Origin of the sequence: Kribbella sp. NBC_01245 (assembly GCF_036226525.1) — a bacterium.
In the GTDB taxonomy this organism is placed as follows: Bacteria; Actinomycetota; Actinomycetes; order Propionibacteriales; family Kribbellaceae; genus Kribbella.
The window spans coordinates 7,368,510-7,389,488 of the sequence record NZ_CP108487.1 but is presented as its reverse complement, the minus strand read 5'-3'; the positions used below and the strand labels follow the sequence as shown (position 1 = coordinate 7,389,488).

18 protein-coding genes are annotated in these 20,979 nt (G+C 66.2%); 11 read left to right on the top strand and 7 right to left on the bottom strand.

Annotation, left to right across the window (positions count from 1 at the left end; translation table 11 throughout):
- Positions 1-70 precede the first annotated feature (70 nt).
- A complete protein-coding gene (locus OG394_RS33830) occupies positions 71-1,051 on the top strand; it encodes a hypothetical protein (protein WP_328991245.1) in 981 nt (326 codons plus the stop codon).
- A 54-nt stretch (positions 1,052-1,105) separates the two neighbouring features.
- On the opposite strand, the gene OG394_RS33825 is transcribed toward OG394_RS33830, so the two are convergent.
- Complete coding sequence (locus OG394_RS33825) at positions 1,106-1,558, bottom strand: hypothetical protein (protein ID WP_328991244.1); 453 nt, start codon at positions 1,556-1,558, stop codon at positions 1,106-1,108.
- Positions 1,559-1,764: 206 nt separating this feature from the next.
- Here OG394_RS33825 and OG394_RS33820 point away from each other — a divergent pair, with 206 nt between their 5' ends.
- From OG394_RS33820 to OG394_RS33810, 3 genes are all read left to right on the top strand, one after another.
- Positions 1,765-2,388, top strand: a complete 624-nt coding sequence (locus OG394_RS33820; RefSeq protein WP_328991243.1) for a class I SAM-dependent methyltransferase — start codon at positions 1,765-1,767, stop codon at positions 2,386-2,388.
- An 88-nt stretch (positions 2,389-2,476) separates the two neighbouring features.
- Positions 2,477-3,151: a PadR family transcriptional regulator gene (locus tag OG394_RS33815; protein ID WP_328991242.1), complete on the top strand. Its 675-nt coding sequence runs from the start codon at positions 2,477-2,479 to the stop codon at positions 3,149-3,151.
- Positions 3,148-3,588 (top strand): DUF1707 SHOCT-like domain-containing protein, encoded by a 441-nt coding sequence (locus OG394_RS33810; protein WP_328991241.1) that lies wholly within the window; start codon positions 3,148-3,150, stop codon positions 3,586-3,588. Before OG394_RS33815 ends, OG394_RS33810 begins: the two co-directional genes overlap by 4 nt.
- On the opposite strand, the gene OG394_RS33805 is transcribed toward OG394_RS33810, so the two are convergent.
- Complete coding sequence (locus OG394_RS33805) at positions 3,558-3,686, bottom strand: hypothetical protein (RefSeq protein WP_328991240.1); 129 nt, start codon at positions 3,684-3,686, stop codon at positions 3,558-3,560. The two genes, OG394_RS33810 and OG394_RS33805, sit on opposite strands and share 31 nt — an antisense overlap.
- A 58-nt stretch (positions 3,687-3,744) precedes the next feature.
- Between OG394_RS33805 and OG394_RS33800 the strand changes: the two genes are divergently transcribed.
- Positions 3,745-4,380 (top strand): TetR/AcrR family transcriptional regulator, encoded by a 636-nt coding sequence (locus OG394_RS33800; protein WP_328991239.1) that lies wholly within the window; start codon positions 3,745-3,747, stop codon positions 4,378-4,380.
- On the top strand, positions 4,377-4,934 hold the full coding sequence (locus tag OG394_RS33795) for an isochorismatase family protein (protein ID WP_328991238.1): 558 nt from the start codon (positions 4,377-4,379) through the stop codon (positions 4,932-4,934). Before OG394_RS33800 ends, OG394_RS33795 begins: the two co-directional genes overlap by 4 nt.
- Here OG394_RS33795 and OG394_RS33790 read toward each other — a convergent pair.
- From OG394_RS33790 to OG394_RS33775, 4 genes are read right to left on the bottom strand one after another with little or no spacing between them, the layout of a single operon-like run.
- On the bottom strand, positions 4,912-5,727 hold the full coding sequence (locus tag OG394_RS33790) for a carbohydrate ABC transporter permease (RefSeq protein WP_328991237.1): 816 nt from the start codon (positions 5,725-5,727) through the stop codon (positions 4,912-4,914). The genes OG394_RS33795 and OG394_RS33790 overlap by 23 nt on opposite strands.
- On the bottom strand, positions 5,724-6,605 hold the full coding sequence (locus tag OG394_RS33785) for a carbohydrate ABC transporter permease (protein ID WP_328991236.1): 882 nt from the start codon (positions 6,603-6,605) through the stop codon (positions 5,724-5,726). Before OG394_RS33785 ends, OG394_RS33790 begins: the two co-directional genes overlap by 4 nt.
- Positions 6,606-6,611: 6 nt before the next feature.
- The gene (locus OG394_RS33780) at positions 6,612-7,931 is read right to left on the bottom strand and encodes an ABC transporter substrate-binding protein (protein ID WP_328991235.1); all 1,320 of its coding nucleotides are present in this window, start codon (positions 7,929-7,931) and stop codon (positions 6,612-6,614) included.
- Positions 7,928-9,034 (bottom strand): LacI family DNA-binding transcriptional regulator, encoded by a 1,107-nt coding sequence (locus OG394_RS33775; protein WP_328991234.1) that lies wholly within the window; start codon positions 9,032-9,034, stop codon positions 7,928-7,930. The genes OG394_RS33780 and OG394_RS33775 overlap by 4 nt, the downstream gene beginning before the upstream one ends.
- 88 nt (positions 9,035-9,122) lie before the next feature.
- Here OG394_RS33775 and OG394_RS33770 point away from each other — a divergent pair, with 88 nt between their 5' ends.
- From OG394_RS33770 to OG394_RS33755, 4 genes are all read left to right on the top strand, one after another.
- Entirely contained in the window at positions 9,123-11,162 is a 2,040-nt protein-coding gene (locus OG394_RS33770) for a glycoside hydrolase family 36 protein (protein ID WP_328991233.1), read from the top strand.
- Complete coding sequence (locus tag OG394_RS33765; protein WP_328991232.1) at positions 11,159-13,876, top strand: hypothetical protein; 2,718 nt, start codon at positions 11,159-11,161, stop codon at positions 13,874-13,876. The genes OG394_RS33770 and OG394_RS33765 overlap by 4 nt, the downstream gene beginning before the upstream one ends.
- A gap of 1,119 nt (positions 13,877-14,995) precedes the next feature.
- Positions 14,996-16,900, top strand: coding sequence for a heparinase II/III domain-containing protein (locus OG394_RS33760; RefSeq protein WP_328991231.1), 1,905 nt, complete (start codon positions 14,996-14,998; stop codon positions 16,898-16,900).
- Complete coding sequence (locus tag OG394_RS33755; RefSeq protein ID WP_328991230.1) at positions 16,890-18,737, top strand: DUF2264 domain-containing protein; 1,848 nt, start codon at positions 16,890-16,892, stop codon at positions 18,735-18,737. The genes OG394_RS33760 and OG394_RS33755 overlap by 11 nt, the downstream gene beginning before the upstream one ends.
- On the opposite strand, the gene OG394_RS33750 is transcribed toward OG394_RS33755, so the two are convergent.
- Positions 18,726-19,826 (bottom strand): LacI family DNA-binding transcriptional regulator, encoded by a 1,101-nt coding sequence (locus tag OG394_RS33750; RefSeq protein ID WP_328991229.1) that lies wholly within the window; start codon positions 19,824-19,826, stop codon positions 18,726-18,728. The two genes, OG394_RS33755 and OG394_RS33750, sit on opposite strands and share 12 nt — an antisense overlap.
- Before the next feature lie 134 nt (positions 19,827-19,960).
- On the opposite strand from OG394_RS33750, the gene OG394_RS33745 reads away from it, so the two are divergent.
- Positions 19,961-20,971 (top strand): hydroxyacid dehydrogenase, encoded by a 1,011-nt coding sequence (locus OG394_RS33745; protein ID WP_328991228.1) that lies wholly within the window; start codon positions 19,961-19,963, stop codon positions 20,969-20,971.
- Positions 20,972-20,979 lie beyond the last annotated feature (8 nt).

The window sequence follows — 20,979 nt, the reverse complement described above, 5'->3', positions numbered from 1 at the left end:
GGGGTGGGGGTGGGCCTTGGCGTGAATAGCCTCGAAGTGTTGGGTGAGACGCTTCGTGAGGGAGTTCTATATGTCTGCTTTTCGGCGGCGGGTTATTCGTGCGGTAGTCGTACTCGTCGGGTGTGCTGGTCTGGTTGGTGGAGTGAATGCGGCAGCCGCGCCAGGGGTGGCCGCGCCGGTCGAGCGGACGGCGGCGGATCCGGATGCGCCGGTGCCGTTGGGGCGGGCGTTGCAGTTCGGCGGTGGGTACGCGTCGATCAGCTACGACAACCTGTGGGATGCGGACAAGCTGTCGGCGCTGTGGGTGGATACCAGCAAGCCGGTGAAGGTCACGGCCTACTTCGCGGCCTGGCCGAAGTTCGATGCCCAGGGACAGCCGAGTCCGAAGAAGGCGACCCTGCAGTATCGGTGGGCCTGGGCCTGCGGAGCCGCCCCGTTGGCCTACCTCAGCTCAACTCAGTCGACCACGCTGGAGCCGGCGCCGGGCACCACCATGTTCAACTATTTCCAACTGGATGCGCTGAAACTCGATGCGACGCTGACGCCCGGCCAATGCAGTAGCGGTGGACGGTTCGTGGTCGAGTTCAACACGGTCGAGAGCACCGGATCCGCGCAGGCGATGAATTCGCCGACAGTCCGGGCCCTACCTTCCCCGTTCGGTACACCGGGTTCCACGATCCTTGGCAGCACAGAGGCTTACATCACGCTCTACAAGATCGGTACGCCGGCAGAGGTTGCCGAGGTCCAGAAGACCGGCCTGTTGAAGAACATTCCGTCTGACGGCTTCAGGTACTTCGTCCAGGACTGCAAGGCCGCCCAGGACCTAGTGGGCTGGTTTGCCGGCACGAATGATCCAGCGGGTCATGGGCTCTTCAAGTTCAGCGTCCCGCGCCAGGCCGTGCAGGAGTCACTAGCCAAGGTTGCGGGCTATGTGGGCAAGTCCAACGGCCGACCGGACATCGTGGGCGTTGTAGCCGAGAAGGGCGTCCACACAGCCTTCAACGACCCGACGGCATTCACGGTCATCAAGGACGCGGTCACCTGCATCTAACGCCGACCACTCGGCGGCGAGCGGACCACGCCGCTCGCCGTCGGGTGTTGGTGGTTAGCGGCTTTCGTCTGCGGAGAGTGGGCAGCTGTCTTCGACGCGGTCGCCGGTGAAGCTGACGTCCGGGTGGGCGTTGCTGAGCAGGTCACCGACGTTGTTGAACGCCTCGCCGCCGTAGTACTGCGGGCTGTTCAGCACCTGCTGGAGCGTCGGGTTCGCGACGCCGCCCTTCTTCGTGCCGTTGACGTCCGGGTCGAACCCGTCGTTGTAGTACTGCGACATGTCGACGCCCGTCTCGGCCACGGCGAGCGGGTTGTTCTTCCAGAAGCCCGGCGAGCACCAGTTGCCCGGCGGTTCGCTCGTCGGCGGCGTGCTGGTCGTCGGAATGGTTGTGGTCACGGTCGATGTCCCGCTGGTGTCTGCTTGCGCGGCGTTCAGGCCGAACAGGCCTCCCACTGCGATCGCCGACACTGCGGCAACGACGGCGAACACTCCACGATTGCGGCCCATTAAGGCCCCCCTTCGAATTGCGCTCGCCGCGCATGGACGCGCGGCGAGTCACCCCTGCACGTCCTATCGTCGCCAGAGAGGCGACTGTTACGGTTCAATTTCACCTACTGCCGATTGGTTTCAACGCCTGACCGGTTGGTAGGCGCTACGGCGAACGCGAGCGCGACGACGTGCCGGACTCGCCGCAGCCCTGATCGGAGGTCGCGATGGGGTTCTATACAGAGCGAGTGCTGCCGCGCATCGTCAATGTCGCGTGCGGGGTCAAGACGGCCCGGCCGGTACGGCAGCGAGTCTGCGCCGGGCTGACGGGCGAGGTCGTCGAGATCGGATTCGGTTCGGGGCACAACGTTCCGTACTACCCGGCGACCGTCACCAGTGTGACCGGCGTCGAGCCGTCCGACCTCGGCTGGAAGCTGGCCGGCAAGCGCATCGAGGCGACCGACATCCCGGTACGGCGAGCTGGGCTGGACGGCCAGTCGTTGCCGTTCGACGACAACCGCTTCGACACCGCCTTATCCACCTGGACGCTCTGCACCATCCCCGACGCCGACGCCGCCCTCCGGGAGATCCGGCGCGTCCTCAAACCCGGTGGAACTCTGCACTTCGTCGAGCACGGGCTGGCGCCGGAGGAGGACGAAAAGGTACGCCGCTGGCAACGACGCGTCGACCCCCTGCAGCAACGACTAGCCGGCGGCTGCCATCTCACCCGGCCGATCGCCGACCTGGTGACCAACGCGGGATTCGAGGTCACCGAGCTCGACATCTTCTACGAGCCGGGCGCGCCGAAGCCACTGGGCGCCTTCACCCTCGGCACCGCCACCTCGCCCTGATTTTCCCGGCTGTGGGCCTTGGTTGGCAATCGGTCGCGATATATCGTTGATGTATCGGACCAGCTCTTCTGAGGGGACAGTGGTCGGCATGACCGGATCGGCGCACACAGTTGGGTGGCCTTGGCAGCAGATTGCGCGGGACTGCTCGTTCATCGAGGACGTCAAGAAGGAGTGGCTCGCCATGAGCGGGCGGCGCGGGCACGGGCACCACCCGTTCGGCGCGCAATGGGGGATGTTCGGTGGGCCGATGTTCGGGCCGACGGGTGGACCCGGTGGACCGCGCGGCTGGCGTGGCCCGAAGGCGCGGCGCGGCGACGTACGGGCCGCGATCCTCGCCGTACTGGCCGAGCAGCCGACGAATGGCTACCAGATCATCCAGGAGATCGCCGAGCGCAGCGGCGGCGCGTGGAAGCCGAGCCCGGGCTCGATCTACCCGACCCTCCAGCAGTTGGAGGACGAAGGTCTGGTCACAGCGGATGCCGAGACCGGACGCCGGACGTTCACGCTCACTGACGAGGGCCGTGCGTACGTCGCCGCGCACGCCGACGAGGTATCGGCGCCCTGGGAGGCGATGAGCGCATCGGCGGAGGATGACGACAACGGACTGAAGCCGCTGCTCGGACAGGTGGGTACGGCGCTCTGGCAGATCCACGCCGCCGGCACTCCCGATCAGCAGGTGCGAGCCCGCAAGGCGCTGGCCGACCTGCGGCGCACGCTCTTCGGCATCCTCGCCGACGACGATGACGAGCAGGACCGGTCATGAGCCAGCACCTGCCATCCCCTTCGGCGTACGACGTACGGGAGCGGGTGGTCCGGATCGGCGACGCCGAACGGGACGAGGCCGTGGCCCTGCTGGGTGAGCACTTCGTGGCCGGGCGACTTACCCAAGAGGAGTTCGAGGAGCGCAGCGACCAAGCGACGCGAGCGCGGTACGTCGACGACGTGGCACCACTTTTCGCCGACCTGCCGGACCCGGAAACCGCAACTCCCGCAACGCTACGGCGACCTGATCCCCAGCGGTTCCGGGCAGGCCCGCCGCCACGATTCCTCTTGCTCGCACAGTTCCTGATGGTGGGCCTAGTCGTCGCCACCATCGCACTGGGCGCGCCTTGGCTCCTCTGGATGTTCTTCTGGTTCGCCCTATTCAGCGGACCCCACCACCGCCGCCATCACTGGCGGGTCTCGGTCAGGCCGGGATAGCGGGCTTGTACGGCGTCGATCAGGGCGGCTCGGTTGGTCAGCATCGGCTTGCGGTCGGCCGCGTCGATGGTGAATCGGGTCAGGCGCATGATGGCCATCAGAACTCCTTCGTTGTAGTGGAACTCTAGTGAATAACTCTAGAGGTAAGCTACAACCATGACGTCTGTCAAGAAAGGCTCCGTCCGTGCCGAGAAGGCCCGCGAGACGAGGCGGCGCATCCTCGAGGCCGCCCGGCGGCTGTTCGTCGCGCAGGGGTACGGCGCGACCTCGCTGCAGGAGATCGCGGACGAGGCCGGGGTTGCCGTGCAGACGATCTACTTCGGATTCGGCAACAAACGCACGGTTTTGAAGGAGCTCGTCGACGTCACGATCGCCGGCGATGACGCACCCGTGGCGACGCTCGAGCGGCCGTGGTTCCAGGCCGTGCTCGACGCGAAGACCGCTGGGAAGCAGCTCGAGGCTCACGTCGAAGGCACCCGGCCGATCCTCGAACGGGTCGCGCCGATCCTGCGCGTGCTCGACGCGGCCGCGGCCGCCGATCCGGAAGTCGTCGCACTCTGGCCGGCCGACGACCCGCGGTACGTCGTACACCTCAATGCGGCGAAGGCGCTGCTCGACAAGCCGGGCGTACGGAAGGGCGTGGACGCCGAGCAGGCCGCGGATGTCCTCTACGGTCTACTCAGTCCCGAGCTCTACCTGGTGATGACCGTGGATCGCGGCTGGTCCGACGACCAATGGCAGGCCTGGACTCTCGATCTACTGAAAGCACAACTGTTGGGAAGGCGATCGTGAAACCCGTTGAGGCGCTGCTGATCATCGACGTACAGGCAGGCCATATCGAAGGCGCCGGCCGCCTGCCGGGCGCAGGTCCACTGATGGAAACGCTCACGGACTTGCTCGAAAAGGCGCGCGCCAACGCGGCCTTGGTGGTTCACGTGCAGAACGACGGACCCGCGGGGAAGGTGGACGAGCCGGGTACGCCGGGGTGGGAGCTGCAACTGGCGGCAGCTCCCACCGAGATCGTGATCCGGAAGAAGAAGGCGGACGCCTTCGACGGAACGGACCTGGCCGGGTTGCTCACTCAACACGGCGTGCGTTCGATGGCGATCACTGGCGTGATGTCCGAGATGTGCGTCAGCGCTACGGCCCGTACGGCGCTGGCGCAAGGGTTTCGGGTGGTGTTGCCCCATGACGCGCATGCGAGCACCGACATCCCCGCGGTTGCCGGGTATGAAGAACTGGTGCCTGCGGCAACGGTCTCGCGCGTTGCCGAGTGGGCCTTACTCGGCAACGGGATCGAGCTTGTCCAAACAGAGGTTCCCTTCATTTCACCGCACCACCAGTGATGCCGGCGATGATGCGTCGTTGGGCGATCACGAAAACGACCAGCAGCGGAATGCTCATGAGCACCACGTAGGCGAAAATGAGGTTCCAGTTGTTCAGGTACACACTGGCGCTGGCCACTTGGAACAGGTTGAGCGGCAGCGTGTCCATCCGGCCGCCGATGACGAAGAACGCGAAGAACACGTCGTTCCAGATGTAGAGGCAGATCAGGATCGTCGCGGTCGCGAGTACGGGGCGAAGCAGCGGCAGCACGATCGTGAAGAAGATCCGGACCGGCCCCGCACCGTCGACGCGGGCCGCTTCCTCCAGCTGGTGCGGGATAGTGCGGATGAATCCGGTGATGAAGAAGATGGCCGTCGACAGGTAGATACCGACGTACACCAAGACCATTCCGCCAAGCGTGCCGGCCAAACCGAGCTGCCGCAGGAGCAGCACCAACGTGATCACCGCAGGCGGGATGACAATGCCGCTGATCGCCACGGCGTACACGGCTGACAACCAGATACTCGTACGACGGGCCAGCACCCACGCGGCCATCGCGCCGAACAACAGCACGAGGACCACCGCAGGCACCACGATCGACGCGCTGCCGAGGAACGCCATGACGACGCGTCCCTCGGTGAAGGCTCTCGCGTAGTTCTGGGCGAAGTGCCAGCCGTCGGTGGGCAGTGCCAACGAGGGATTCAGCGCATCACCCTGGGACTTGGCCGAGGTCACGATGACCAGCCAGAGCGGTATGCCGACAACAACGCCAACCAGCGCAAGCGCCACAGCAGGCTGAATGCGTGATCTCACAGCACACGCTCCCGTCGCCGCAGCATGATGATCGTGGGGAACGCCATCAGCGAGATGACGATCACCAGCACGAGGCTCATCGTGGTGGCCTGGGCGAACAGCCCCTGCCCGAAGGTCCGGTAGATGAAGATGTTGAGGACTTCGGTGGTCTGGCCGGGCCCACCTCCGGTGGTGGCCTGAACGATGTCGAAGCTGTTCATCGATCCGAGCAGAGCCGTCGCCACGTTGAAGGTGACGGCTGGCGCTAAGAATGGGAGTTTGACGTCGCGGAAGGTCCGCCATCGGTTTGCCCCGTCGATGCGCGCAGCCTCGAGCACCTCGGAGCTGATGGTCTTCAACCCTGCCAGGTAGATGAGCATGGCGAGCCCCATCCACTTCCAGGCGTGGATGAGGGTCAGCCACACCAACGTCCGGCTGGGATCGTTCAGCCAGGCGTACGAGATCTCCTGTCCGGTGACGGACGACAGCACAGCGTTCAGAGCTCCGGTGGGCTTGAGCAACGCCTGGAAGATGTAGCCAACCGCCAGAGCCGACATGAGCACCGGGATGAAGACCATCGTGCGCGCGAACCGGTTGACCTTGGTATCAGCCTCCAGGAGGAGCGCGAGACCAAGGCCGAACAGGTTCTGGAAGATCGCGACCAGCACCGCATAGATGATGTTGACCTTCAGGTCCCCCAGCAGGACTCCGTTGTTCAGCACATTGGTGAAGTTGCGCAGCCCGACGAAGTTGATGGAGCTCTTGAAACTCGACCAGTCACTGAAGGCGTAGATCAGGTTGTAGATGCTGGGCACGAAGAAGAACACGAGCATGATGACCATGGCCGGCACCAGGAAGGCCAGGGGCTGCGCCGGCTTCTGGCGCTTAGCAATGGACATACCGACTCAGAAGCCTGCCGCGCCGATGGCCTGTGCGAGTTGCGCGAACTGGGCCTGGGTAGCCTCGGCGACCTTTTCGGGTGTCGCTTGGCCGGCCAGCATGTTGGCCAGGTTGAGGTACAGGTCCGGGTTGACGATGGCGAGCACCTGCATCGAGCCGACGGAATCCCCGATCGAGGCCGCATTCGCCTTCAGCGCATCCGGAACGGTCGCGGGCGTCTCCACGCCGGCCTGAATCGAGACGGTGTTCTGGGCCTTGACGAACTCCGGGTAGGCCGTGCCGAGCCAGTAGGTCAGGAACTGACGTGCGGCCGCTTCGCGCTTGGCGTCGCCGGTCTTGAAGGCGATCAGGGCGTTCGACTGGTCGGGGATGTTGGTTCCGATGTTGCCCGCGGGCGAGATCGGGAAGAAGCCGATCTTCTTGTTCAGCTCGGCGGTGTTCGACTGGGCCTGCAACTGGCTGAAGAACGTGTTGACCTGAATCGCCATCGCCGCCTGCCCGGACAGCACGGCCTTGCCTTGGTCAACAAAAGTGGCAGAGGTGATGTTCTTGTTGAACAGTCCTTCGTCCACCAGGCTCCGGTACTTCTTGATCGCGTTGAGGATCGTGGGGTCGGTGAACTTCTCCTCCCCCTTGTTCACCTTGTCCCACAGCCCCAGCTTCGCGGCGTCGGCGAGCTGGACCTGCACCCACCACTGAGTCGCCCACTTCTCGCCGCCCATCTCGTAGAACGGCACTCCGCCCTGAGCCTTGATCTTGCGCCCCGCGGCCACCATCTCGTCGAAGTTCTTCGGCGTGGAAGTGATGCCGTACTTGGCGAAGACCTCTTTGTTGAACCAGACCCCCTCCACCGCGGGCACGGTCACCAGTGCCGCATAACGAGTGCCGTCCAAGATGCCCGTGGCGTCCTTCAGAGCCGGGGTGTACTTGTCGATAAATGGCGCGCCGTCGAGAGGCTGCAAGTTCTGCTTGGCATTGATGGCGGTCAACTGCGACGCGGTCGGCTGCCAGAAGGCGAGATCCGGCTTATCCCCCGACGCGACCTTCGTCTGCACACTCTGCTCATACGGATCCGGCACCGTGACGATGTTGATCTTCGCGCCGGTGGCGGTGGTGAAGTCCTCGGCGACCTTCTTGGCCACGGTATTACTGTTCTGCGCGGCCCAGATGGTGAGGTTCACGCCATCGAGTTTTGCCGTCTGCTCCGGCCAGGAGGCGGGCGCACCCGAGTCGGCGCTCCCCGTGCCGGCACCCGGGTCGCTGCAGCCCGCGATCAGTAGTGCGACCACTGCCGCGGCGATCAACGGCTTTCGGATTTTGTTCATCGGTCGTCCTTCTTCTCTTGAGTTCCTGCCCGGGGCCGGCGGCCCGGAGATACAGCGGTACGACGACTGGGCGCGGGCCCGGTGCTTTCGCGGACGATGAGCGTCGGTTCCGCGAGCGGCGCCTCGCCCGCGGGCGCGAACCCGAGTAGCTCGAAGGCGCGGGCGCCGAGAGCGGCGAAGTCGAACCTGACCGTGGTCAGGGCCGGGGTATAGAAGCGGGCGGTCGGCACATCGTCGAAACCGACCACGCTGAGATCCGCCGGGACGCTGATGCCGAGATCATGCGCGGCTCGAATGACGCCGAGCGCCTGGTCGTCGTTCCCGCAAAGGATCGCGGTCACCGCCGGGTCCAGCAACAACCGCATCGCCGCCTCATGCGCACCGGCCGTACTCCAACTCCGGGGACGAACGACATCCGGAACGGACGCGTTCGCCGACAACAACGCGCGTTTCCAGCCGCGTTGCCGATCGCCAACGCTTGTGGTGGAAGGGATCGCGAGGTGGTGGACGGTCTCGTGCCCAAGGGCCAGCAGGTGCTCGGTCGCGTGCTGCGCGGCGAGCGTGTCGTCGAACCAGGCCCACTGCGCGCTCTCCGACACCGGGGCACGCCTGCCGAGATAGGACTCCGCTGCCGCCGACGTACTCACGTTTGCAGGTAGTGCCTGTAGCGCACGCGCCCCGGCACGGTCGAACGCCAGCACGATCACCGCGCCCGCGCGTGGATCGCTGACCCCCTCGACCGCTGCCGCGACATGCTCGGGACTGTCCGACTCCAGCACGCGGATGGAGACCTGGACACCGGCCGACCTGGCCGCTTCCTCAATACCACCAAGGGTTTCCGCGTAGCCGTACAGCCTGGTGTTCGACGTCAAAACGGTCACCGCGCGGTCCACACCGTTGGCCAGCGCTCTCGCCGCCCGGCTGGGTCGGTAGCCGAGTGCCGCGATGGCGTCGTTGACCTTTTCCTTGGCCTGCGGACTGACGTTCGGATGGTCGTTGATGACGCGCGACACGGTCTGGTACGACACCCCGGCAGCGCGGGCGACGTCGCGGATGGACGCCGTCGTTTCTTGGCTTACAGGATTGTGACCGGTCACAGACATGGCTAGAGTGTTAGCGATAACATCGCCGGAGCGCAAGACCTCGGCGGCAAGTTCGGTCCCGTTCCCCCGTCCCTGGAGCCAGCCGCCTATGTGCCCTTCCGCGATCCATTGGAACCCCGGCCCCTTCTCGTTGACCGTCTCCCTCACCGACGGGATCGCTCGCCTGAGCCAGGTCCGGATCGGCGATCAGGACGTCATTCGCCCGGCCACTCCGCTCCCCCTTGTCGAGGTGGGGGTTGCCGGATCCGGTCGATCCTGGTCAGCGCGTCGCTATATCGACTCGGCGCACCTGCTGACCTATCGCCGGCACACGATCGAGGGGGACAAGCTCAACGTCACCAGCCAGGCAGATGGACTCACCGTCGTCACCACGTTGTCCGCTGTGCCCGGCGTTGCTGCGCTACGGATCCAGTCCCGCGTCATCAACAGCGGGGCCAAGGACGTCGACCTGACGTGGGTCACGTCCGCGGTGATCGGCATCGGCTCGCCGTTGGAATCTCTGCAGCTGTGGTGGGCGGACAACGACTGGCTCGCCGAGAACCGCTGGCGCTCGGCCGGCGTCCGCGAGTTGATGCCGGACCTCAATCGGAGCGTGCATGAGCACGACCCGCGCGGCACCTTCTCGCGTACGGCGTTGGGTGCCTGGTCCTCCGACGGCACACTGCCGCTTGGCGTGGTCGTCAACGAGGCCAACGCCTTGGGTTGGCAGATCGAGCACAACGGGCCATGGCACTGGCAAGTCGGCGAGCGCACCGATGGCCTGTACGTCAGTCTGCTCGGCCCGACTGAGACCGAGCACAACTGGTACGAACGGCTGGCCCCTGGCGAGGAGTTCACGACCGTTCCCGCGACCATCGCTTTTGCCACGGACGGTTTCGAAGGCGTGATCGCGGCCCTGACGGTCGCCCGGCGTCACGATCGGCGGCCACATCCGGACCACGAGCGGCTGCCGGTTGTCTTCAACGACTACATGAACACCCTTATGGGCGACCCGACGACGGCCAAGCTACTACCGCTGATCGACGCCGCGGCAGCCGTTGGCGCAGAAACGTTCTGCATCGACGCCGGCTGGTATGACGACGATTCCACTGGCTGGTGGGACAGCGTCGGCGCTTGGGAGCCGGCGACGAACCGCTTCCCGGGCGGGCTGGCGGAGGTCATCCAGCACATTCGCGACCGAGGCATGGTCCCGGGGCTATGGCTGGAGCCGGAGGTCGTCGGCGTACGCAGCGCCGTCGCGGATCTGCTGCCGGACGAGGCGTTCTTCCTGCGCCATGGCCATCGCGTCGTCGAACACGGCCGGTACCACCTCGATCTGCGCCACCCGTTGGCCCGCAAACATCTCGACGAGGTGATCGACCGACTCGTCGGCGGTCTGGGCATCGGCTATCTCAAGCTGGACTACAACATCAACATCGGCGCCGGCACCGACCGCGACGAACTCGCCGCCGGAGCTGGACTACTGGGCCACAACCGGGCCTTCCTCCAGTGGATCGACGAGGTGCTCGACCAGCACCCCGACCTCACTCTCGAGAGCTGCGCGTCGGGTGGGATGCGCGTTGACTACGCCATGCTGTCCCACCTGCAGATGCAGTCGACCAGTGACCAGCAGGACTTCCTGCGGTATCCCCCCATCGCGGCCGCGGCCGCCGCGGCGATCGCGCCAGAGCAGGCAGCCAGTTGGGCCTATCCCCAGCCCACGTTCACCGATGAAGAGATCGCGTTCACGATGACCGCGGGGATGCTCGGCCGCCTGCACCTATCGGGACATCTGGACAAGATGACCGACGACCAGCGAGCTCTGGTCACCGAAGCCGTCGACGCCTATCGAGCTCACCGCCAGTTCATCGCGACCGCCGTACCGTTCTGGCCCCTTGGCCTGCCCGAGTGGGAGGACAAGTGGATCGTGCACGGCCTGCGCTCCGGCGGGCAGGCGTTGGTGGCGATCTGGCGGCGCGGTGGAGTCACCGACACTCGCACGCTGCAGCTGCCCGTTTTCGCCACTCGCGTTGAAGTCGTCTATCCGACGGGGACGGACGCGACTGTCGAGCTGGTCTCGGGCTCTTTGAAGATCACCCTTCCGCATCCTCATCAGGCAGTGGTCCTTGCCCTAAGGAGCATCGAATGAAGAAAGCCGCAAAACTCGTGGCCGCATCGGTCATCACCACGCTGGCGCTGGGCAGCCTGTCCGCGCCGGTCGCAGCCCTGGAGGCGATCACGGACACCTTGAGCGTCGACTTCTCCCAGACCACCGGCTCGTTCCGCGGCGGCGCGACGGGCACGTTGTACGGCTTCGGCGACGAAGGCGCACCGACGCAGGCCCTCATCAACGGCGCCGCCATCACCAACACCTCGCAGAAGGCTCCGCACGGGACCCAGCATCCCAGCGGTGACGCCCTCAAGGTCGAGGACGGCTTCTTCCAGAAGCACGGCAAGGACATGTACATCTACATCCAGGACTATTACCCGGACTGGTCGTACCACGGTGGTGTGCGCCCTGCCGACACCCGCACGTACAACCAGGCGACCGGTGCCTACAGCAACGAACCCAACGGCATCTGGGATTACCTGGAGGTCGTCGAGTTCGTCACCGAGGCGGTAGCGACCGGATCCTCGCGGCCCAAGGACTACGTCTTCATCCCCTTCAACGAACCGGACGGCGGCAACTGGTACGCCAACTGGTCCACCATGAAGGCGACCTTCCTCGCTGACTGGAAGGCCATCTACACAAAGATCCAAGAGGTGTACGCCCGCCACAATCTCGGGCATGCGCGCATCGGCGGTCCTGGTGACACCCGATGGCAGCCCGCGCGTTCCGCGGACATCCTCACTTTCGCGAAGGCCAACGGCGTACTGCCTGACATCTTCATCTGGCACGAACTGGGCATCGACAACCTCAGAACCTTCCGGTCCCACTTCGCCGAATACCGGCAGCTCGAGAAGGACCTCGGCCTCGGCCCGATCCCGATCAACATCACCGAGTACGGCATGCTGCGCGACATGGGCACGCCCGGGCAGCTCGTCCAATGGCTGTCCATCATGGAAGACCTGAAGGTCGACGGGCAGACCGCCTACTGGAACTACGCCGGCAACTTCAACGACAACAGCGCGCGGACCAACTCGGCCAACGCCGGCTGGTGGATGTACAAGTGGTACGGCGATCTCGCGGGCAGCCAGACGGTCAAGGTCACGCCGCCCGCGCTGAACACGGTCGACACCCTGCAAGGCATTGGCGCCATCGATACCAAGAACAGGCGAGCCACTGTCCTGTACGGCGGCGGCAGTGGTGGGGCCGTTTCGCTCAAGCTGGCCGGTCTCAGCTCCTTCGGCACCAAGGTCGACATCGAGGTCCGCGAGAACACACTCTCCGGGGCCGAAGGTGTCGCCGGCACTCCGCCGGTGATCAAGGCCCTCAAGGGTGTTCGCGTGGTCAACGGCACGGTCGAGCTCGAGGTGCCGACGTACGACCGATACGCCGGGTATCAGGTCATCGTCACCCCCGAGCAAGACCGCACGCTCGAGGCGGGCAAGGTGTGGGCGGCCAGCGTTGAGGCCGAGAACACGAACCTCACCGCGGCCACGGTCTACACCCAGGACCCGTTGTCCGGCGGCGGCTGGAAGTTCCTCGCCTCCGGTGGACGCGATGTCGGGTCCTTCAACCAGCCGACGTCAAAGGCTGACTGGACGGTCAGCGTTCCGCGCGACGGCAAATACCGGTTCCAGATCATCGGGGCCACGCCTGGCACCCCTGGGCGGCATGCGCTCTTCGTCGACAACGTCATGGCCTCGCCGGTCCAGTACACGGCAAACCTTGCGCTCACGTCGTACCAGAAGTGGCAGTATCGCGGCAGTGCTGAGGTGACGATCCCGTTGACGGCCGGGCAACACACGCTTTCGCTGCGGGCGAGCGCGGATGGGACCACCCTGCTGCCGAACTCGGATATCACGCTCGACAAGTTCCTGCTGACGGACGTCACCGATGGCGAGCCGACGGTCTACCCGGCGTCGACGCTGCGTTATGCCGGTGGCGCTGCAGTGACGTACGGCGTTGCGCAGGCGCGTGGTCACGGCAGCATCCGCGGTGCTGGTCAGCGGGCCGACGTCTACGCTCAGGCCTGGGAGACCGGGTACTACGACATCAGCGTCGACTATCGGACGACTGCCGCGGCGAAGGTTGGTATCCGCGTGAACGGGCGCGCGGTCACGCAGTTGAGTGCACCGCGCCTTGGCGTATGGCGTTCTACGGCACGGGTTCACTTGGTGCAGGGGATCAACGAGCTCGAGTTGAGCTCGGCCAACGGGATTCTGCTCCAGCAGGTCACCACGACCCGAGCCGCGTCGGCCGACAGCGCCGCAGTCGTTGTCGAGGCCGAGAACGCTGTCCGTCACGGCACTGCCGTTGTGAACACGTACACGCCTGCTTCGGGCAGCAACGCGTCTGGGCTGAAGGGCGCCGGTTACATCGGCAATGGCGCCGGTAACACGATCGAGGTGCCGCGCGGCCCCGGTTTCGACAAGCCCGGGGAGTACAACGTCGTCGTCAGCTACGCGAACGCCGAGCTAAGTGGCGCCCACGACTACAACCCCCAGGTAGTCGACCGCCGCCTCAACATCACCGAAACCGGCAGCACAACGCCCGCCGGCCACGCGTACTTCCGCTACACCTACGCCTGGAACAGCTTCCTAGAACGCACAATCCCCGTAACCCTCCACACCTCCACCGGCTCCCTGGTCTTCGGCAACCCAACCGCCTTCGCCCCCGACCTAGACAAACTCACCATCGCCCCCACCACCCTCGGCACCCCCACCACCATCCCCCGCACCCGCATCCCCCAGTCCTAACCCCCACCCCCTCCTCCCCTCCGCAAGTGGTCGCGTTAGGGCGCGACCACTTGCGGGGCCCTTAGCCACACGTCATCACGTCAAAACGCGACCACTCGCGGGATCTTGGGCACGAGTGGTCGCGTTATAACGCGACCACTCGCGGGGACTCGGGGCACGCGTCGTCACCGCATACGCGACCACTCGCGGGGACTCGGGGCACGCGTCGTCACCGCACAACGCGACCACTCGCGGGGACTCGGGGCACGCGTCGTCACCGCATACGCGACCACTCGCGGGGATCTTGCCCGCGAATGGTCGCGTCCTGACGCCCCCGCGCAGACCCTGGACACGAGTAGTCAGGTAATGACGCGTCCACTCGCATTGAATCCCCGCCACGGTCGGACGCAAAATGCGGCCCACCTGTGGACGCTAAGCCCACAGCCCCTAGGTCCCAACCGCACACGTCCGGGCTGATTTGTGGAAAACCCTCGCGCGAAGTGCCTCCTTGTGTTTGCACACGCGCGACACAACAAGGCACCTCGCGACAGAGTTGTCCCCAATATCCGCCCGCGCGCCGCATTCCACGTCCGACCGTGGCAGCACTATCCACAGGCGAGCCCCCTCGCCCTTACCCGCGAGGCGCCGCCCGGATCGGCGGGCCGGCGCCCGAGTGGTCGCGGCAGTACGCGTCCACTCGCGAGAAGGTCGGGCGCGCGTGGTCGCCTTATGACGCGTCCACTTGCAGGGGGAATTGGGCAGGCGTGGTCGCGTTATGACGCGTCTAATCGCGGAGGGGAATGGGCATGCGTGGTCGCGTTATGGCGCGTCCAGTCGCATGGAAGGCCTGCCACGGTCGGACGCGGAATGCGGGCCGCCTGTGGATGCCGAGCCCACGGCGCCTAAGCCCCAACCGCACACGTGCGGGCTGTTTTGTGGACAACCTTGCCGCGAGGTGCCTCCTTGTGTTTGCACGCGCGCGACGCATAAGGCACCTCGCGGGAGGGTTATCCCCAAATCCGTGCGCGGGTCGCATTCTGCGTCCGGCCGTGGCAGCGCTATGGACAGGTGGGCCCCTGGGCCTTGCCCGTGAGGGGCGATTTAGGATGGATGCGGCAAGCGCTTTCCTTTGGAGGTTTGGTGACGCTGACGCGGCGGTGGTTCGACTTGGGCGAGCCTGTGCGTGCTGCGGCGTTGGGGCATGCCCGCGCGCGGGTTGGCGTGCCGGATGTCGGTGATCGGGCGGCCTGGGAGACGTGCGACCCGGAGACGGCTGCCGCGATCGCCGCTGAGGCTTCGAGGGACGCGGGGGTGCCGTGGCCGGGGACTTTCTTGTCGGATTACGCGCGCTATTGGCGGGATGGGGTTCGTACGGCGTATGAGGGTCCTGCGGGTGACGTTAGACGGCGTACGAGTGCAGCGGTTCTCGCGGCGGCGTTGACTGGGGAGGAGAAGCACCTCGACCAGGCGGCGGACGGGTTGCTGCTGTTGTGCGAGCAGACGAGTTGGTGCTGGGCGGCACATGAGTCGTTCGCGTCGGAGCGGAAGGAGGTCGTTCCGGATCCGGATCACCCGTACCTCGATCTTGGCGCCGCGGAGACGGTCTCGATATTGGCTTGGGCGGATTTGGCGCTTGCGTCGGCGCTTGACCGGCGGGTTCCGGGGCTTCGGCGGCGCCTTCGCGAGGAAGCACGGCGGCGCGTGATTCGGCCGTTTCTCGAGGATCGCCGTTGGCATTGGCTCGGGCTCGACGGTCACCTGCACAACTGGAATCCGTGGATCCATGGACAGTTGCTGGCGGCAACGTTATTGCTCGAAACCGATTCGGCCACCAAGCGGGCCGTCGTCGAGCTGACCATCGACGGCCTCGATCGCTATCTCGCCGCGCTACCGGCGGACGGTGGTTGCGACGAGGGGTACGCCTACTGGTGGAACGGGCCGGCGCGGCTGGCCGAGGCGCTGGAGCTGCTCGATCGTGTCACGGGTGGAGAGTTCGCGCCTTGGGATATCGCGCCGCTGGCCGAACTCGCACGGTATCCGCAGCGGATGGCATTAGGCGAAGGCTGGTACGTCAACGTCGGCGATGGACCGGCACGGCCTGATCCCGACCAGCCCTGGCATGTCCTGCATCGGTGGGGCGGCCGGATCGGCGATCACGACGTACGGGCGCAGGCCGCCGCCCATCGAGGCCAAGCGATCTCGGCCAAGGCGGGTTTGGGCCGGGCACTGACCGGGCTACTCGACGACGACTGGATGACGGCGCAACCGGCGGTGCAACCGGCGGCGCAACCGGCGGCGCTGCCATTGCCAGCGTCGAGTTGGCTTCCTGATGTGCAGCTGTTGGTCTCGCGCGAACAAGCCGGTACGACGAAAGGTCTGGCGCTTGCGATCAAGGGCGGGCATAACGCGGAGAACCACAACCACAACGACGTCGGGTCTTACGTCGTCGCCGTCGACGGTACGCCCGTGCTGATCGACCTCGGCCAGCCGACGTACACGAGCATCTCGTTCTCCGAACGCCGTTACGAGCAATGGGTCGTACGCAGCGAATGGCACAACCTGCCGCTGATCGCCGGCCACGAACAACCCGCAGGCGCGCAATGGCGGGCGAGCGAGGTCGACGTACGCCTAACACCAGAGGGCGACTCGTTCTCGGCCGACCTCTCGACCGCCTACCCAACAGACGCCCGCTGGCGACGGACGGCAACCCTGGACCGGCAAGCGAGCACGGTCCGCGTCCACGACGAGTGGGAGAACGCGGACCACGTCACGCTCCACCACGTCCTGGCGGGACGCCCGATCGCCCACCACGCAGGCGAGTTGACCGTCGAGACCTTGGCCGGCGCAAAAGCAAAAGCAAAGGCACGCCTGACCTGGGCTCCCCACCTCGGCCAAGGACGCCTGGAGAAACGAACCATCGATGACCCCCTGCTCAGCGACGTCTGGGGCCCGGCCGTACATCGCCTAGTAATCGACCTCGGCCCCAACCAGACGTCGTTCGACCTGACCATCACCACGCTCAAGGAGAGCCCCCGTGTCCCGTGAATTGTGGGCCGCCACGGCCGACAACCTGTTGCTGTCGTTGCGCCCCTGGGCCTCCCCCGACCACGCACGCATCGACCTCCCCGGCCCGGCGAGCGCGTACGGCCCGGACAGCGACTCCCTGGAAGCATTCGCCCGTTCGTTCCTCCTCGCCGCGATCCGGCTGCGCGGCGAGAACGGGGTCGACCCGCACGGACTGGCCGAGTGGTACGCCGACGGCCTCCGCGTCGGAACAGACCCGCAATCCCCCCACCGCTGGCCGCGACCCGACGAGTTGGGCCAGGCAAAAGTGGAGGCCTGTTCGATCGCCCTAGGCCTGCACCTGAGCCGCCCTTGGCTCTGGGACAAACTGGCCGATCGGGATCGCGAGCAACTCGTCGCCTGGCTCGCAACGGTCGTCGGCGAGGAGTATCCGCCGATCAACTGGGTGTGGTTCCAGATCGTCGTCGAGACCTTCCTCAAGTCCGTCGGCGGCCCCTGGTCGATGGCCGATATCGAGAGCGGTCTGGCCGTACACGAGTCGCTCTATCGCGGCAACGGCTGGTACGCCGACGGACCCGAACGCGCGTACGACCACTACAACGGCTGGGCCCTGCACGTCTATCCGTTGCTCTGGGCAACCATGGAACCCGGCTTGTGCGACCCTCAAAGGGAAACGCTCTGGCGAGAACGCCTCAACGAATACTTGCAAACGGCCGTGCACCTCATCGGCGCCAACGGTTCGCCGCTCGCCCAAGGCCGCAGCCTCACCTATCGCTTCGCTGCGGCCGCGCCGTTCTGGGTCGGCGCGATCACCGGCGCGACGGACCTGCCGCCAGGCCTGCTGAGACGAGCCGCCTCCGGGATGCTCGGCCACTTCCTGGATCGCGGTGTCCCGGACGAACGCGGCCTGCTCAACCTCGGTTGGTACGGCGAATGGCCCGCCATGGCGCAGTCGTACTCCGGCCCGGGTTCGCCGTACTGGGCGGTGAAAGGGATGCTCGGCCTCACGCTACCGGCGGAACATCCCGTCTGGGCTGACGCGGAACTGCCGCTACCAGTCGAGACCGGCGACTTCGAGCTGACGCTGCCCGAGCCGGGATGGCTGGTCAACGGCACCAGCGACGACGGCATCGTCCGGATCGTCAACCACGGCACGGATCATTCGAATCCGGGCGACGAACGCGCGGACTCACCGCTGTACGCACGCCTCGGCTATTCCACCCACACCATGCCGTCGATGGCCGCGGGCGCGTGGGACCAGGCGCTCGAGAACAGCGTCGCCATCGTTCATCCGGAGCTCGGCCCGAGTCATCGCAACGGCTTCACGGCGAGACCGTACGGAATCTCGATCACCGAGGCACATTGGGTCAAGACGGACGAGGACGATGGGCCCGAGCACGGATCCGGTCGCGCGGGCAGCGTCGCAAAAGGGCCGCGCCTCATCCTCGGATCCCTGCTGCACGGCGGACAGGAGGTCCGGGCGGTGCGCGTCGACCCGGCCGCCGAGCTGGATCCGTCGTGGACGTTGGAGATCAGCGGCTGGCCGATCACCGGGGACGATGCTCCGGCAGGTTCGATGGAGGCCGGCCAGGCTGTTGTCGAAGGCAACGACCTGCACTCCTCGGTATCAGGTTTCGGCCAAGCCGGGATCCGTCGCCTGGTCAACGCCGGCCCAACCGGAAGCCACACCGCCATCCCACTGGTCACCACGACACCGCACCCCGGCGAGACGTACGCCGCCGTCGTGACACTAGCCGGTACGGCGAAAACCCCGCCCAAGGTGGACGTCCACCCCGACGGAACCGTCGTCGCGCATTGGCCCGATGGCACGACGTCCTCCCTTGTTTTAAAGGGCTAGCACGATCGACGAGTCCCGGATGACGAGTTCGGGAGTGAGCAGCACGCGTTGCGTCGGGCGGCGCTTGCCCTCGACCAATCGGGCCACCATCAGCTCGACCGCCGTCCGTCCGACCATCGACTTGGGCGGCCGGACCGCGGTCATCGCCGGCTCGGCCAGCCCGGCCACCTCGTCGTCGTACGCGATGATCGCCAGGTCCTCCGGGATCGACATGCCGAGCTCGACGCAGTACTGCGCGACGGCCATCGCGTCCGGGTCGGAGTGGATGATCAAGGCCGTCGTACCGGCTTCGTCGCACTGCTTGAGGATCTGCGCGACGATCTCGCGATGACCCGGCTCGTCCATCCGGACCGACTCGCGCAACACCATGCCGGCCGGGATATCGAGATCCGCGCAGGCCAGGCCCCATCCGTGCGCCAGGTGTGCCGAGGTCGGGCTGCCCTTGGAAAGCAGCAGGCCGATGTTGCGATGACCGTGGTCGTGCAGATGCCGTACGGCGATCTCGGCGCCGAGCGAGTGATCGCTGCGAACCCACTCGAGCTGGTACTTCGTCGGCGTCCAGCGCGGCGGGTGCCGCTCCACCAGAATCACGGGCACGGGCAGATCGCCGATCCACTGGATCATCTCGCCGACGTCCTCGCCCTCCAGGTTCGGCGCGAGTAGCAGCCCCTGGACCTGCTGCGCCTCGATCAGGCGGGTGATCTGGCGGCGATCCTCGTTCCAGTCGTACGTCGATCCGCGCAGTTGGATGTGCACGCCAAGCGCGGCAGCGGCCGATCGGGCGCCACTGACGATCGGCGGCCAGTAATAGTCCAGCGACGGAACCACCATGCCGATGGTGAAGCGAGGAGCCGCCGAACTCCTGCGCCGGGCCGGACCCGAAGGCGCGAGGTCGGTCGGTAGCGTCGCGCCGCCGTGCACCTTGGTCAGCAGGTTCTGCGCGGCGAGGGCCGCGATGTCCCGGCGCACGGTCAACTCGCTGACGCCGAGCAGTTGGGCCAGGTCCTTCACGCGGACAGAGCCATGCCGGCGCAGCTCATCCATCACTCGCTCATGGCGTTGCAGCCCGAACAGACGGTCGTCGGACATCCGATTCCTCCCATGTTCGAGTCTGAACGTTTCTGATCAGTTCCGATCGAGCCGTAGATCTTGTGTTCGAGCAAGACATCTCATGTTCACACACCCGAAACGGTAACCGCTTGCCAGCGTCTGGAGAACCCACCTTGCAAAAGCCCACCGCGCTGATCGTGATGGACCGCGATTCGTTCGAGGCCCATTTCGACCAGGCCCGGCTGGATCGGCTCGCCTCGCTGGTCAGGCTGGCCGATCCGGTCTGGACCGACGAGCTCGACTCGTCGCCGGCCCGGGCGCGGCTGGCCACGGCGGACCTGCTGTTCACCTCGTGGGGAGCGCCCCGGCTGACCCGGGACCGCCTCGACGCAGCTACGCGACTGCGGGCCGTCTTCCACGGCGCGGGCAGCGTCCGGCCGCTGGTGGACGACGAGGTGTGGAACCGCCCGATCACGGTCACCAGCGCCGCGGACGCGAACGCCGTACCGGTCGCCGAGTACACGCTCGCGGCGATCATCTTCGCGGGCAAGAAGGCGCCGTTCCTCGCCGTCGACGAGAGCACGGCGTACCAGGGCTGGGGGCATCCGCGCGGCTTCGGCAACCTGTCCAACTACCGGCGCACGATCGGCATCGTCGGGTTCTCGCGGACCGGGCGCCGGGTCGTCGAACTACTCCGGACCCTCGACGAACCGACCGTTCTGGTCGCCGACCCGTACGCCGATCCCGTCGCCGTCGCCGAGGCGGGCGGTGTGCTGGTGGAACTACCCGAGCTGCTCGCCAGGGCCGAGGTGCTCTCGTTGCACGCGCCGGCGCTGCCCAGCACGCACCACATGATCGGGGCCGCGGAGCTCGCGCTGCTGCCGGACCACGCGACCGTCGTCAACACCGCGCGGGGCAGCTTGATCGACTCCGCCGCCCTGGCCCGCGAATGCCGCTCGGGACGGCTGTTCGCGATCCTCGACGTCACCGATCCCGAACCACTACCGGGCGACTCGCCGCTGCGCTCGGTACCCAACGTGATGGTCACCCCGCATATCGCCGGCTCACTCGGCTCGGAGATCCGCCGGTTGACCGACCACACCCTCGACGAGATCGCCCGATGGGTCGCGGACGTTCCGCTGCGTACCCGGATCACCGCCGAGGGTTTCGCCCTCAACGCCTAATCCCCTTC